General features: G+C 51.0%; 12 protein-coding genes. 7 read left to right on the top strand and 5 right to left on the bottom strand.

Annotated features, from left to right (window positions below; translation table 11 throughout):
* Nucleotides 1–174: 174 nt before the first annotated feature.
* Nucleotides 175–2,775: a DNA mismatch repair protein MutS gene (gene mutS / locus CSR04_RS21000; RefSeq protein ID WP_102798302.1), complete on the bottom strand. Its 2,601-nt coding sequence runs from the start codon at nucleotides 2,773–2,775 to the stop codon at nucleotides 175–177.
* Between the two features lie 38 nt (nucleotides 2,776–2,813).
* On the opposite strand from mutS, the gene pncC reads away from it, so the two are divergent.
* The 3 genes from pncC to recA all read left to right on the top strand — a co-directional run bounded on the left by pncC (nucleotide 2,814) and on the right by recA (nucleotide 5,169).
* Nucleotides 2,814–3,299, top strand: a complete 486-nt coding sequence (gene pncC, locus CSR04_RS20995; RefSeq protein WP_102798301.1) for a nicotinamide-nucleotide amidase — start codon at nucleotides 2,814–2,816, stop codon at nucleotides 3,297–3,299.
* Nucleotides 3,300–3,519: 220 nt separating this feature from the next.
* On the top strand, nucleotides 3,520–3,969 hold the full coding sequence (locus tag CSR04_RS20990; protein ID WP_102798300.1) for a hypothetical protein: 450 nt from the start codon (nucleotides 3,520–3,522) through the stop codon (nucleotides 3,967–3,969).
* Between the two features lie 168 nt (nucleotides 3,970–4,137).
* Entirely contained in the window at nucleotides 4,138–5,169 is a 1,032-nt protein-coding gene (gene recA, locus CSR04_RS20985; RefSeq protein ID WP_102798299.1) for a recombinase RecA, read from the top strand.
* A gap of 77 nt (nucleotides 5,170–5,246) precedes the next feature.
* Here recA and CSR04_RS20980 read toward each other — a convergent pair whose 3' ends face one another.
* A complete protein-coding gene (locus tag CSR04_RS20980) occupies nucleotides 5,247–5,792 on the bottom strand; it encodes a DUF1287 domain-containing protein (RefSeq protein ID WP_102798374.1) in 546 nt (181 codons plus the stop codon).
* 53 nt (nucleotides 5,793–5,845) lie between these two features.
* Nucleotides 5,846–7,078, bottom strand: a complete 1,233-nt coding sequence (locus CSR04_RS20975) for an MDR family MFS transporter (protein ID WP_102798298.1) — start codon at nucleotides 7,076–7,078, stop codon at nucleotides 5,846–5,848.
* A gap of 267 nt (nucleotides 7,079–7,345) precedes the next feature.
* Between CSR04_RS20975 and metA the strand changes: the two genes are divergently transcribed.
* From metA to metH, 3 genes are read left to right on the top strand one after another with little or no spacing between them, the layout of a single operon-like run.
* Nucleotides 7,346–8,263 (top strand): homoserine O-acetyltransferase MetA, encoded by a 918-nt coding sequence (metA, locus tag CSR04_RS20965; protein ID WP_102798296.1) that lies wholly within the window; start codon nucleotides 7,346–7,348, stop codon nucleotides 8,261–8,263.
* A 23-nt stretch (nucleotides 8,264–8,286) separates the two neighbouring features.
* Nucleotides 8,287–9,327 (top strand): homocysteine S-methyltransferase family protein, encoded by a 1,041-nt coding sequence (locus tag CSR04_RS25135; RefSeq protein ID WP_281259803.1) that lies wholly within the window; start codon nucleotides 8,287–8,289, stop codon nucleotides 9,325–9,327.
* A gap of 15 nt (nucleotides 9,328–9,342) precedes the next feature.
* A complete protein-coding gene (gene metH, locus CSR04_RS20960; protein WP_216362612.1) occupies nucleotides 9,343–11,967 on the top strand; it encodes a methionine synthase in 2,625 nt (874 codons plus the stop codon).
* 43 nt (nucleotides 11,968–12,010) lie between these two features.
* Here metH and CSR04_RS25035 read toward each other — a convergent pair whose 3' ends face one another.
* Nucleotides 12,011–12,454, bottom strand: a complete 444-nt coding sequence (locus CSR04_RS25035; RefSeq protein ID WP_172449451.1) for an SH3 domain-containing protein — start codon at nucleotides 12,452–12,454, stop codon at nucleotides 12,011–12,013.
* A gap of 65 nt (nucleotides 12,455–12,519) precedes the next feature.
* Between CSR04_RS25035 and CSR04_RS20950 the strand changes: the two genes are divergently transcribed.
* Nucleotides 12,520–13,008 (top strand): WbuC family cupin fold metalloprotein, encoded by a 489-nt coding sequence (locus tag CSR04_RS20950; protein ID WP_102798295.1) that lies wholly within the window; start codon nucleotides 12,520–12,522, stop codon nucleotides 13,006–13,008.
* Nucleotides 13,009–13,070: 62 nt separating this feature from the next.
* On the opposite strand, the gene CSR04_RS20945 is transcribed toward CSR04_RS20950, so the two are convergent.
* Nucleotides 13,071–13,739: a hypothetical protein gene (locus tag CSR04_RS20945; RefSeq protein WP_102798294.1), complete on the bottom strand. Its 669-nt coding sequence runs from the start codon at nucleotides 13,737–13,739 to the stop codon at nucleotides 13,071–13,073.
* Nucleotides 13,740–13,815 lie beyond the last annotated feature (76 nt).

Genomic DNA, 13,815 nt, shown 5'->3' with positions numbered 1-13,815 from the left:
CTAGAAGTGGATTGCATCAAGGCGCGTGGAATTCTTATCAGGACGGGAAAACAGTATACGCAATTAGCGGATATCTCTCAATCTAAAACACGAGAATCAGGTCGAAATCTTGCTTGGTCAGCTTGGTGGATATATGCAGGGCGAAGCCAGGCTGCGCCCTGCAAGTGGCAGAGGTTAATCCTGAGCCAGGCGTTTCAATTCATACAGCATATCCAATGCCTGCCTGGGGCTAAGTTCATCTGGATTCAGGCGCTTAAGATGCTTGCGTAGCGGGTCTTGTTGCTGAATAAAGTCCAATTGGGCTGGCGGGGCAGGGGCGATGTTACCCGACGGCTGGGACTCATTCCGCTCCAGTTCCTGCAATTTAGCCTTGGCTGCCAGAATCACGGGCTTAGGTACGCCAGCCAGCATGGCCACTTGCAAACCGTAGCTCCTGTCTGCTGCGCCTTCCTGCACGGCGTGCATAAAGCTAATGCCATCATCATGTTCCACCGCATCCAGATGTACATTGGCCAGCTGCTGCATGCTGTCAGCCAGTTGCGTCATTTCAAAATAATGGGTGGCGAACAAGGTAAAGGCATGAATCTTTTCGGCCAGATAACAGGCCGTGGCCCAGGCCAGTGATAAGCCGTCATAGGTACTGGTGCCGCGGCCGATTTCATCCATCAGTACCAGGCTGTTGGCACTGGCATTATTCAGAATATTGGCGGTTTCGGTCATTTCCACCATAAAGGTGGAGCGACCGGAAGCCAAATCATCTGATGCGCCAATGCGGGTAAAGATTCGGTCCACCGGGCCAAGCCGGGCATTTTCGGCTGGCACAAAGCTGCCCATGTGCGCCATCAGCACAATCAGAGCGGTCTGGCGCATATAGGTAGACTTACCGCCCATATTCGGCCCGGTAATAATCAGCATGCGGCGCTGATTGCCAAGAGCCAGTGGATTGGCAATAAAAGGGTCGTTAAGCACCTGTTCCACCACCGGATGGCGGCCGCGATCATACTGGATACCTGGCTCTTCGCTGAACTGTGGACGCTGGTAATCAAAACGCAGGGCGCAGTCGGCCAGATTGCTCAATACATCCAGTTCGGCCAGTGCTGCGCCGCTAAGCTGTAATTCAAACAGTTGTGGCAGCAATTCATCAAACAGCGCATCGTAAAGTTGCTTTTCCAGGGCCAGGGCGCGGCCCTGACTGGTCAGGACCTTGTCTTCATATTCCTTCAGCTCGGGAATAATGTAGCGTTCATTGTTCTTCAAGGTCTGACGGCGTACATATTCTGCTGGTACCAGATCGGCGTAGCCACGACTAACTTCGATATAGTAGCCATGCACTTTATTAAAGCCGACCTTCAGGGTGGGAATATCAGTGCGCTGTTTTTCCCTTTCCTCCAAACGCTCCAGATAATCTGTGGCACCTTTGGACAGCGCACGGAGTTCGTCTAATTCGGCGTTAAAACCGGGGGCTATCACGCCGCCATCACGGATCAGGACCGGCGGGTTGTCGATAATGGCGCGTTCCAGTAGGTCGAGCAGGGCCGGAAATTCGTTGATTTCCCTGCCAAGGTTGTCCATGGGCGGACAGTTCAGGCTGGCCAAAAAAGTGCGAATAGCAGGGAGCTGAGCAAACGCCTGGCGCAGGCGCGCGAAGTCTCTGGGCCGGGCGCTACGCAGAGCCAGACGCCCTAATACCCGTTCTATGTCGCCGACCTGCTTCAGATAGTCTTTCAGTTCGCTGATATCGGCGTCTAAAAGGGCCTGAATGCTGTCTTGCCTTTGCTTCAGAGCCTGAATATTGGTGAGTGGGCGGTGGATCCAGCGCTGCAATAGGCGGCTACCCATGGCTGTGCTGGTTTTGTCCAGTACCGAGGCCAGGGTATTTTCGATGCCACCGGCCAGGTTCTGGGTCAATTCCAGATTACGCCTGGTGGCGGCGTCCATTTGCACGGTATCGGTTTGAGTTTCCAAACGAATGGCGCGAATATGCGGCAGGGCGGCACGCTGGGTATCTTTGACATATTGCATTACGCAACCGGCGGCGCACAGACCCAATTCGGCATTTTCCACACCAAAGCCGCTTAATTCCCGGGTGCCGAACTGTTGGTTCAACTGGGTGATGGCGGTTTGCAGATCGAACTCCCATTGAGGGCGGCGACGCAGGCCACGACGTTGTTCAATCAGGTTAAATGCTGCCATACCTTCGGGATACAGCAGCTCTGCTGGTTGGGTGCGCTGTAATTCTGCCTGCAGGGCTTCTTCGTTTTTTAGTTCACAGAGGCTGAAACGGCCACTGGATAACTCCAGCGTGGCGTAGCCGAAACCGGCCTTGTCTTGCCAGACAGCAGCCAGCAAGTTGTCCCGCCGGTCTTCTAAAAGTGCCTCATCAGTGATAGTGCCCGGGGTGACTATACGGGTTACTTTGCGTTCCACCGGCCCTTTGCTGGTGGCCGGGTCACCAACCTGCTCACAAATCGCCACGGATTGTCCCAGTTTGACCAATTTGGCCAGATAGCCTTCCACAGCATGGTAAGGCACACCAGCCATGGGAATCGGATCGCCGCCGGATTTACCCCTGGCCGTCAGCGAGATGTCCAACAACTGGGCGGCCCGTTTGGCGTCGTCGTAGAACAGTTCATAGAAGTCACCCATACGATAGAACAAAAGAATCTGCGGGTGTTCAGATTTGATGCGCAGATATTGCTGCATCATCGGCGTATGCTGGGCGAGCTGCTGTTGGTTAAAAAGACCGGCTTGCATGGCAAAATTATCAGAGGGCATAATGACGCTATTCTTTGTTATTGTCGGGATTAGAAAAGATGACGACAGAAACGAGCCTGCGCCTGGCCGGTGAGTTGGGCGACACCCTTAAACAAAAGGGTTGGACAATGACCTGCGCTGAATCCTGCACCGGAGGGGGCATAGGATACGCCATTACCAGCGTCTCTGGAAGTTCCTCCTGGTTTGAACGCGGCTTTATCACCTACTCTAATCAGGCCAAGCAGGATTTACTTGGTGTGCAATCTGACACCCTGGTGGTGCACGGCGCAGTATCAGCCCAGACCGTTGAAGAAATGGCTCAGGGGGCATTAAATGCCGCCAAGGCTGACATGGCCATTGCCGTTAGCGGTATTGCGGGCCCGGACGGTGGCAGCCCGGAGAAGCCGGTTGGCACTGTGTGGTTTGGCCTGGCCTTGAAGGGCGAAACAAAAAGTGTTCTGCAGCGCTTTGAGGGCGATAGACAGCAAATTCGCCAGCAAGCGGTGGAATTTGCCCTGAGGTTTGGGGCTGAAGCTATTCGCTGACGGTTGCACATAGTGCCGGCAGCAAGCAACAAGTATCCAAACTGGCATATGGGCGCTAAGTTCGCTCAGAATGGCCTGTTATTGAACAGCAACCAGTTGATTAATGGTTATTTTATGGATGATTTTGCGTAACTGGTATTCCTGGATTAGGTTTAATTAACATCGGTTCCAATTGACCGACTGTTAATGATAATAATTATTCAATCTGGGAAACCCAATAATGAAAAAATCACTCCTTGTTTTGTCCGTTGTGGCGCTGTGCACCAGTCCATTCACTTTGGCTGCTGATTTGGTTAGTGGCGACAATTCCAATTTAACTGCGATTTGCATTGCTGCAGCTGAATCTGATGCCGCAATGGAAGCTAAAGCTGAAGAATTTGGATTTAACCAAACAGAATTGCAAACCTTCAGCTGTAACGGCATGACCTTAAAAGAATTTGCCAAGAAATACCGCGACAACACCTCGGGCAAATCTGTTGTGGTGTACACCTTCGAGAAGACTCAGGATAGCCGCGAATCCGAGCTGTGCTTTGCTGCAGTGACCTCTAAAGAGACCTATGAAAAGGTTAAGCAAAGTATGTTTAATGGTAGAGTCGACGACGTGCAATGCAATGGTTTACCCATAGAGAAGTTTGCCAGACGTTATGGCAATAGAGGATTCTCTAAGTAACAGCATCGCCGCCAGGCACCGCCCTTGTTGGTATAGCCGCAGGGGCGGCATCCTATTAAACGCCAATCTACACAAATTTTCCATCAGGCCCTTGTAACTGTATGGCTATACAGTATACTTGCATTCAATTAATGACGACTGTCAACCTGCTCAGAGAAGGAGCGACCAATGGAAGATAATAAAGCCAGGGCCTTGTCAGCCGCCCTGGGACAAATTGAAAAACAATTCGGTAAAGGTGCCATAATGCGTCTGGGCGATAACCAGGCGATGGATATTGAAGCTATTTCCACTGGCTCTTTGAGTGTGGATGTGGCGCTGGGGATTGGCGGCCTGCCTTGTGGCCGGGTAGTGGAAATCTACGGTCCTGAGTCTTCTGGTAAAACTACCTTAACACTGCAAGTGATTGCCCAGGCACAGAAAATGGGTAAAACCTGCGCCTTCGTGGATGCCGAGCATGCACTTGACCCTGTTTATGCTGGTAAGCTTGGCGTGAATGTGGAAGAGCTGCTGGTATCTCAGCCGGATACCGGTGAACAGGCGCTGGAAATTTGCGATATGTTGGTGCGTTCAGGCGCCGTGGATGTGGTGGTAGTAGACTCAGTGGCAGCCCTGACGCCTAAAGCTGAGATTGAAGGTGAAATGGGTGACTCTCATGTGGGGTTACAGGCTCGTCTGATGTCGCAGGCACTACGTAAGCTGACCGGTAATATTAAGCGCTCCAATACCTTATGTATTTTTATCAACCAGATCCGTATGAAAATTGGTGTGATGTTCGGTAACCCCGAGACCACCACTGGTGGTAATGCACTGAAATTCTATGCCTCGGTTCGCTTGGATATCCGCCGTATTGGTGCGGTGAAAGAGGGGGATGAAGTTGTTGGCAGCGAAACCCGCGTGAAGGTGGTAAAAAACAAAGTGGCGCCACCCTTCAAGCAGGCCGAATTTAATATTATGTACGGCGAAGGGATAAGCAAAGAAGCCGAGCTGGTGGACATGGGCGTGCTACACAAGTTCGTGGAAAAAGCCGGGGCCTGGTATAGCTATAATGGCGAACGTATCGGCCAGGGTAAGGCCAACGCGGTGAAATTTATGAAGGAAAAACCAGAGATTGCTCAGGCGATTGAAAAGCAACTGCGTGACAAACTGTTATTGGCTAAAACAGTTAAAGCCGAGGAAGGCGTTTCTGAAGATGTACTGTAAGCATTAGCTTGTTTGTGAGAAAGGCCCGTTTTCGGGCCTTTTTGTTTTCAGGCATTCATAGTATGGATTCACTTTTATCAGTTTTGTTGGTTGGAATACTGATGAAAATAGCGGTAATGTCCGGTGATAGGAAAGCTGAACAGCCGGTTGTCCTCTACTGGCCCTGCGCCGATATTGTGCAGTACTAATGGTGTTCCATCTGCAGCTTTACTGGTACTGACTATACCTATATGAGGCAGATTGCCTGGCAGCATCCAGGTCACCAAATCGCCGGGCTGATAGTCTGATTTATCCTGTGAATTTGGCAATGTCAGGCCCTGTCGACTGAAAAATACCTGCAGGTTGGGGACTCGCCTGTGGTCAATATTGCTGTCAGGTTTTTGCAAGCCCCAGATGCGTTTGGATGGATATAAGGAAAAATTAGCCAGCATATCCTCGTGCACTAATTGTTGCAGGTCCACACCAAGTGCGCGATAGCTGCGGATAATCAGGTCGGTACAAACACCGATATTGTCAGGCACATCGCCGCCTGGATAGGCCAGCTTACGGTAACTACCATTATAGTTAACTTCAATCTGGGTGCGGGCCTGGGCCGCAGCTACTAAGGATGTTGGCTTGGCCATCAGAAGAGGTGACCACAGTACCCACACAAGGGGTAAATGCTGCAGAAGTTTAATCATCCCTGATTCTCCAATGGCCCGTCAGACAACTGCAATGCTTGTCGTTCAGCCCGTCTAACCTGTTGATAAAGAACGAACACCGCCAAACAGCAAAAGCTCGTGCAAAGAAACAGTGCGGGGCCGCCATAGGCCTTGAGCAGCAGACCGCCAATATAAGGGGCGGTAGCAAATCCCAACGAATAGATTGCCGCAGCACCGTAGTAAACCCCGCGCATATTGGGCGGCGCAATGCGGTCGATCTGGATGTTCATGGTCGGAAACAGCACGCATTCGCCCAGACTCAGTAAAAAGGTGGCAACTATCCAGCCCCAATACCATTCTACCGGATTAAGGGCATAGCTTAACTGGGAAAGTGTCAGCAGTACCATGCCTACTTGCACTCTGTGAGTCAAACTGCGTTTTTGCATCAGTCTGACCATCACAAATTGAAAACAGACAATCGTCATACCGTTGGTGAAAATCAGGGTGCCGACTAACTGCACCACGTTGTCCAATCCTTCACGACTCAGATACTGAACCAGGGATGAGTCCATATGCGCAAAGACAAATGCCACTAAAGTATTGGCGGCAACCAGCAGCAAAAACAGCTTATCCTGCTTAAGTACGGTTAATATCTGTCTGAGGGGCACAATGCTGGCTGCCGCAGTTTTGGGGGACGAAGGGCGACGAAACCCCCACCAGACAACCCATAGTAAAAGAAGGTACACGGCTGCAACGGCAAAAAATGTATGCTGCTGGCCGGAAAAACCCAGCCATACGCCCGCCAGGGGAAACAGTGCCGCCCCCACATTGATGGAAAAGTAGCGTAATTGAAAAGCCATCTCGCGCATTTCACTACTTGGCAGCATATCACTGATAATAGCTTTGGCTGGTGGTTCCCAAATCTCCCGGCTAATGGCGCAAAAGGCCATGCAGATAGCATAAAGCAGTACCTGATCGGCAACGGCAAGCAGACTGAAAGCCAGTACTGCCAGCACCCCGGCAGTGAGCAGCATGGTTTTACGCCCCAGCCTGTCGGTGAGTGCCCCGGCGTAAAACCCCACCAATACGGCCGATACGGCAGACAAGGTCATGGTCAGGCCCACTTGCCATTCGTTCAGGTTGAACTTCTGGTAAAGCATAATGGCCATGAAGGGCCAGACCATAAAGAAGGTACCACGTGAAAAGAATACCCCGAGGATCATAATCCACACCAGGGAAGGAAATTGTCTAGCCAGTTGCCAGTTCACGCTATCTGGTCCTTCAGGGTCTTTTAACAGGTGTATAAGCTATAGGTTTTACTCTTGATTTAAAAGTCACCTTTTACAAACCGATCCTCTGCACGCGGGGTAACGGCGGCGCTGACGTACCGCAAAGACAGACTGTGAACTTTGATTTCCATCTTATCACACTTGTTTTGGACGTCTAGACGTAAAGAGGTTGACATTTCCAGACGTCTTGGCAAGATCGCCATAGCGCCGGGGCGGCCTATTCGTTCACTTGTTCGGAGCACTACCATGCCAATTCGCATACCCAATGACTTACCTGCACAAGATGTTTTAGGCGAAGAGAACATTTTTGTGATGGGGATGGACCGTGCGGCCCATCAGGATATTCGTCCTTTGGAAGTCGGTATTCTGAATTTGATGCCGAATAAGATTGAGACCGAAGTGCAACTGTTGCGACTGCTGTCCAATACGCCATTGCAAATCAATGTGGATTTAATTCGGATTGACAACGAAGCACCGAAGAATACCCCGAAAGCCCATATGGATGCGTTTTATCACCAATTTGAAGATGTAGCGCAGAAGAAGTATGACGGGCTGATTGTCACCGGCGCACCGCTGGCCTTGCTGGATTATGAAGATGTTAAGTACTGGGATAAGATGCAATCGGTACTGGATTGGGCACGACGCCATGTGCAGTCCACCCTGTTTTTGTGCTGGGCCGCCCATGCAGCCATGTACCATTACTATGGTATTGACCGGCGTCTGCGCGAAAATAAGCTCTCTGGCGTGTTTGTGCATCAGGTTAATCAGGAGCACGATGAACTGCTGCGCGGTTTCGACCCGGTATTCAACGCCTGCCATTCCCGTTTTGGGGAAATTCCGACAGACACCTATTTGTCATTAGCGGATATCAAGGTACTGGCCACCTCAGACAAGGCCGGGGTTTACCTGGCAGCCAGTAAGGACAAGCGTTTGGTATTTGTTACCGGTCACCCAGAATATGACCCTGATACCCTGGCAGGTGAGTATCAGCGCGATCTGGATAGTGGCCTGTCGCCTGCTGTGCCGGATAATTATTTCCCTGGCGATGACCCTGGCAAGCCGCCATTGGTCACCTGGCGCTCCCATGGTAATTTGTTGTTCACCAACTGGCTGAATTACTATGTGTATCAGGAAACCCCGTATAACCTGTCGGATATTGCCTGAAAGGCATAAAGAGGATTGTTTAGTTGAAGCTTAAGCCCATCGAAGAGGCCCTGAAATCGCGCATCCTGATCCTGGATGGCGCCATGGGCACCATGATCCAGCAGCATAAGCTGGAAGAAGCCGATTATCGCGGACAGCGTTTTGCCGACTGGCATATGGATATCAAGGGCAACAATGATTTGCTGGTATTAACCCAGCCAGAGATTATTTCTGACATTCATGAACAGTATCTGGCTGCAGGGGCCGATATTCTGGAAACCAACACCTTTAACGCCACCTCTATCGCCATGGCGGATTATGATATGCAGGCGCTGGTGTATGAAATTAATCTTGAGGCCACCCGTTTGGCCAGGCAGGCTTGCGACAAATACAGTACGCCTGAACGCCCCCGCTATGTCGCCGGGGTGTTAGGTCCCACTAACCGCACCGCCTCAATCTCGCCAGATGTGAATGATCCAGGCAAACGTAATGTCACCTTTGATGAGTTGGTGGCAGCCTATGAGGAGGCTACTCAGGCCCTGATGGAAGGCGGTGCAGATATTATTCTGATTGAAACCATCTTTGATACCTTAAATGCCAAAGCAGCCGCCTTTGCGGTGGAAAATGTATTTGAAAAGCGCGAACAGCGCTTGCCAGTGATGATCTCAGGTACCATCACCGATGCGTCGGGGCGTACCCTGTCCGGGCAAACCACCGAAGCTTTTTATTATTCACTGCGCCATATAAAGCCGCTGTCCTTTGGTCTTAATTGCGCTCTGGGGCCGGATTTGCTGCGCCAGTATGTGCAGGAGCTCAGTGATGTGTGCGAATGTGCGGTATCTGCCCACCCCAATGCCGGTCTGCCCAATGAATTTGGCGAATACGATATGGACGGCGAAGAAATGGCGGTACATATTCGTGAATGGGCCGATGCCGGAATGCTGAATATTGTCGGTGGCTGTTGTGGTACCACGCCACAGCATATTCGTGTGCTGGCCGATGCCGTCGCGGGTAAAGCGCCAAGAACCGCGCCAAAGCTGCCGGTCAGATTACGCCTGTCCGGCCTAGAGCCCTTTGTACAGTAACAGACCGAGGTAAGCATGACTCAACAAGCCAGCGCCAACTTTATCAACGTCGGCGAGCGTACCAACGTCACAGGCTCCGCCCGCTTTAAACGCCTGATTCTGGAAGGCGACTATGAAACCGCCCTGGATGTGGCCCGCCAGCAGGTGGAAAACGGTGCCCAGGTGATCGATATCAACATGGACGAAGCCATGTTGGACTCAGAAGCTGCCATGGTGCGTTTCTTGAACCTGATTGCCTCCGAGCCGGATATCAGCCGGGTGCCGGTGATGATCGACTCGTCCAAATGGTCGGTGATAGAGGCGGGCCTGAAGTGCGTGCAAGGCAAGGCCATTGTTAACTCCATCAGTCTTAAGGAAGGCGAGGAGCAGTTTCTGCATCAGGCCAAACTGATTAAGCGTTATGGCGCTGCTACTGTGGTGATGGCCTTTGATGAAACCGGCCAGGCCGATACCGAAGCGCGTAAGTTTGAAATTTGTCAGCGCAGTTACAAGCTGCTCACCGAGAAAATCGGCTTTGCCCCGGAAGATATTATTTTTGACCCGAATATCTTTGCGGTGGCCACCGGCATTGAAGAGCACAACAACTATGCGGTGGACTTTATCAATGCCACCCGCAGGATTCGTCAGCATTTGCCCCATGCGCATATTTCCGGCGGCCTGTCTAACGTATCATTCTCGTTTCGCGGCAACGAGCCGGTGCGCGAGGCCATGCACTCGGTGTTTCTGTACTATGCCATCAAGGCCGGGATGGATATGGCCATTGTCAATGCCGGACAATTGGCGGTATATGATGATATCCCTAAGGAACTGCGCGAAGCCGTTGAGGATGTCATTCTTAATCGTCACCCCGATGCCACCGACCGGTTACTGGAACTGGCGCCCAAATACAAAGGCGACGGTAAAGAGGTAGAAAAAGAAACCCAGGAATGGCGTAGCTGGCCGGTGAACAAACGCCTGGAACATGCGCTGGTAAAAGGTATTACCGATTTTATCGAAGAAGACACCGAGGCGGCCCGCCAGCAAGCCGAGAAACCCCTGCATGTGATCGAAGGGCCGTTAATGGACGGCATGAATGTGGTGGGCGACCTGTTCGGAGAGGGCAAGATGTTCCTGCCGCAAGTGGTCAAATCGGCGCGGGTGATGAAGCGCGCGGTGGCTTACCTGCAGCCTTATATTGAAAAGGAAAAAAGTGCCGGTTCCTCCAACGGCAAGATCCTGCTGGCCACGGTAAAAGGCGATGTCCACGATATCGGCAAGAACATTGTTGGTGTGGTGCTGCAATGTAATAACTTCGAGGTGATTGACCTTGGTGTGATGGTGCCCTGCGAGAAGATTCTGCAAACCGCCCGCGAACAACAGGCCGATATGATTGGCTTATCTGGTTTGATTACCCCGTCGCTGGATGAAATGGTGCATGTGGCCAAGGAAATGCAGCGTCAGGGTTTTGAGTTACCGCTGCTGATTGGCGGCGCGACCACGTCCAAAGCCCATACCGCGGTAAAAATTGAACAGAATTATCATGGCCCTGTGGTGTATGTGCCTAACGCGTCCCGCGCGGTAGGGGTGTGTCAGAAACTGATTTCAGCTACAGGGCGCGCCGATTTTGCCGCTGAGCTGTCACTGGAATATGCCAAAGTTCGTGAGCAGCATGCCCGTAAAAAGCCGCGTACCAAACCTGTTTCCTTGGAGCAGGCCCGTGCTAATGACGTCAAACTGGACTTTAGCGACTATCAACCCAAGTCGCCCAATCAACCTGGCGTGCAGGAAGTCACGGCGGATATTGCTACATTGCGCCGCTATATTGACTGGACACCGTTTTTCCTGACCTGGTCACTGGCCGGTAAATACCCGCGTATCTTTGACGATGAGGTGGTGGGCGAAGAGGCAAAAACACTGTTTGCCGATGCCAATACCATGCTGGATCGTTTTGCTCAATCTGGCGAAATTCAGGCCAAAGGGGTGGTGGGTATCTTCCCGGCCAACCGGGTCGGCGATGATATTGAAATTTACGCAGATGAAAGCCGTAGCCAGGTGCTGAGCCGGGCTTGTCATTTGCGCCAGCAAACCGAAAAGGCGGATTTTCCCAATTACTGCCTGAGTGATTTTATTGCCAGCAAAGACAGTGGCATTGCCGACTATACCGGCGCTTTTGCCGTTACCGGCGGCATTGGTGAAGATGAACTGGCCGATGCCTATAAAGCCGCAGGGGATGACTATAACGCTATTATGGTTAAAGCCGTGGCTGACCGCTTAGCAGAAGCCTTTGCCGAGTATCTGCATGAAAAGGTACGCAAGGAAATCTGGGGCTATGCAGCGGATGAAAATCTGGATAACGATGAGTTGATCCGCGAGAAGTATCAGGGTATTCGCCCGGCGCCCGGCTATGCAGCCTGCCCTGAACACACCGAGAAGCAGAAAATCTGGGATTTGTTGGATGTAGAGCGCCGGATCGGTATGCAACTGACATCCAGCTATGCCATGTGGCCCGGTGCTTCGGTATCCGGCTGGTATTTTGCCCATCCGCAAAGTAAGTATTTTGCCGTAGCGCAGATTCAAGCTGACCAGTTGGCAGACTATGCGCAGCGCAAGGGCTGGGATACGCAGACTGCTGAGAAGTGGCTGGCGCCGAATTTAAGTTAGCCGTTGTTAGATGTCAGTTGTCAGGGAGGGAGCATGAGCTCCCTCATTCTAGAAAATTTAGATGTATCCAACCAATCTCCCCTTTGTAAATAACTGCACCCCATTCTCCAGAAACATCGAAGACAGGAATTTTATCTCCTCTAATAAGAGTGCCTATAATCTTCGCGGTAGTGCTTGGCTTTTCTCTTACATTTAGGCTCGATGCTTTGACCGCGTAGGTTTTAGAACGAGCTGGTGTTTTGTAATCATATTGATAAGGCTGGCCATAAGACACTGAGGGGCTGCTGGGTGAGGCGGGGTCTTTTGACGACTGAGGAAAGCTGTAGACTCTCTTCGGTGAATAGTGCGTTGTTCCAATTCGACAAGTCTTGTTTTTAGAGATACATGAGTTCCCACAAGGCTTACCTTTTTTACATGCTTTTGCTTCAACTTCAACGCCATAGGCTAATACACATAGTATTATTGTGATTACTTGAAGTATTTTCATAAGATTGGCTCTGTACTCGTGTCAGTCATTACTGACAGTTCATTGAAATAGATGGTGTAAGGTTAGTGTCTGTAAAATTTTTTAACCAAGAATTGTTTCAATTGCTTCAACAGGGGGCCAATGAGAGCCCCAGACGGCGGTTAAATCACAATATTCATCAGGATTTGAATGACCCGGTACAAAGACTGTTTATTACCCTGATGCCAGACTCTTATGTACGTCCGCACCGGCATAGTCAGTTGGAAAAATGGGAATGCTTTTTGATGTTGCAGGGGCAAGTGGCATTCTTGATCTTTGATGAGTCGGGAAAGTTACTACAAAGGTATGAACTCAATGCGGATGGCCCACTCAGAGGGCTGGAGATCCCGGCTAACACCTGGCATACCGTTGTGCCTGGTGATGAACCCGCGACCTTTTTTGAAGTTAAACAGGGCCCTTACCAGGCGATGGAGGATAAAGACTTTGCCGCCTGGGCGCCGATAGAAGGGCCACAAGGGCAAGATTTTCTGAGTAGATTAAAGTCACTGAAGGTGGGACAAAGCGCCGCCCGGTAGTTTGCGGCGGCGACTTTAGCAGACTTGGATATTTGTGCTGAGAGCCAAGTGAACCGGTGTTTTTAGCCGCGACGGAACCTGCGTAACATCACCAGGCCCAGCGCCATCAGCAGGGCAGTGGCAGGCAAAGGAACGCGGGTGACCTGTAAGCCCGCCAAGGCAACGGAATCATCATCTCCGTCAACCCACAGCATAAATGCCTTACCAACCAGAGCACTTGACGGGTCGTTTGCGGCTATTACACCAAACTCTGGTTCAATGTCATGGAAGCTTATCTGCAACTCAGGTATACCGCTGCTGAAATCTACCAGGGAAATATTAATATCATCTGATCTGCCGACACCTTCAAAAAACATCATGTCTAAAGAGACGGTATGGGAAAATACCAACAGAAAACCTTCATCAGGATCTTCATCATAATATGATGAGCTGCCGCCATCCAGAAATGGACCGTCATCGTCGGAGGAAATCAGACCCAAGCCGAGGTCGGCATAAAAAATGCCGGGATAGCTAACCGGCTGCCAGGATTCTTTTTGCTCGCCATCAGAATTGAAGCTGGTGGTCCAGCCGCTCACCTGTAGTGCTAAGCCAGCATCGTACATATCAATCTGGGGTAACACTTCAGGGGCGTCCATATTGATAAAATCAAATTGGTGAATCAAACCGGCATTAGCTTGCAGGGAAAACATAGTAAAGATGGCGGCACCAAAAGTGCGACGAATAGATAACATCAATTAACTTCCTACTAACAACAACTTTTTCTGGTGAAATATGTATAGCGCTGCCGCTTTAGGCACAAGTTGGGCC

The organism is Bowmanella denitrificans (assembly GCF_002887595.1).
Taxonomy (GTDB): domain Bacteria; phylum Pseudomonadota; class Gammaproteobacteria; order Enterobacterales; family Alteromonadaceae; genus Bowmanella; species Bowmanella denitrificans.
Note: the sequence above shows the minus strand (reverse complement) of the source record. Positions and strands in the feature narration are given on the sequence as shown.

What these genes read in the sequence shown, in the direction of transcription:
- CSR04_RS25035 (WP_172449451.1), bottom strand. Translation starts at nt 12,454, where the DNA reads ATGAAAATACTTCAAGTAATCACAATAATACTATGTGTATTAGCCTAT.
- pncC (WP_102798301.1), top strand. Translation starts at nt 2,814, where the DNA reads ATGACGACAGAAACGAGCCTGCGCCTGGCCGGTGAGTTGGGCGACACC.
- CSR04_RS20945 (WP_102798294.1), bottom strand. Translation starts at nt 13,739, where the DNA reads ATGTTATCTATTCGTCGCACTTTTGGTGCCGCCATCTTTACTATGTTT.
- recA (WP_102798299.1), top strand. Translation starts at nt 4,138, where the DNA reads ATGGAAGATAATAAAGCCAGGGCCTTGTCAGCCGCCCTGGGACAAATT.
- CSR04_RS20980 (WP_102798374.1), bottom strand. Translation starts at nt 5,792, where the DNA reads ATGGCCAAGCCAACATCCTTAGTAGCTGCGGCCCAGGCCCGCACCCAG.
- CSR04_RS20990 (WP_102798300.1), top strand. Translation starts at nt 3,520, where the DNA reads ATGAAAAAATCACTCCTTGTTTTGTCCGTTGTGGCGCTGTGCACCAGT.
- metH (WP_216362612.1), top strand. Translation starts at nt 9,343, where the DNA reads ATGACTCAACAAGCCAGCGCCAACTTTATCAACGTCGGCGAGCGTACC.
- metA (WP_102798296.1), top strand. Translation starts at nt 7,346, where the DNA reads ATGCCAATTCGCATACCCAATGACTTACCTGCACAAGATGTTTTAGGC.
- mutS (WP_102798302.1), bottom strand. Translation starts at nt 2,775, where the DNA reads ATGCCCTCTGATAATTTTGCCATGCAAGCCGGTCTTTTTAACCAACAG.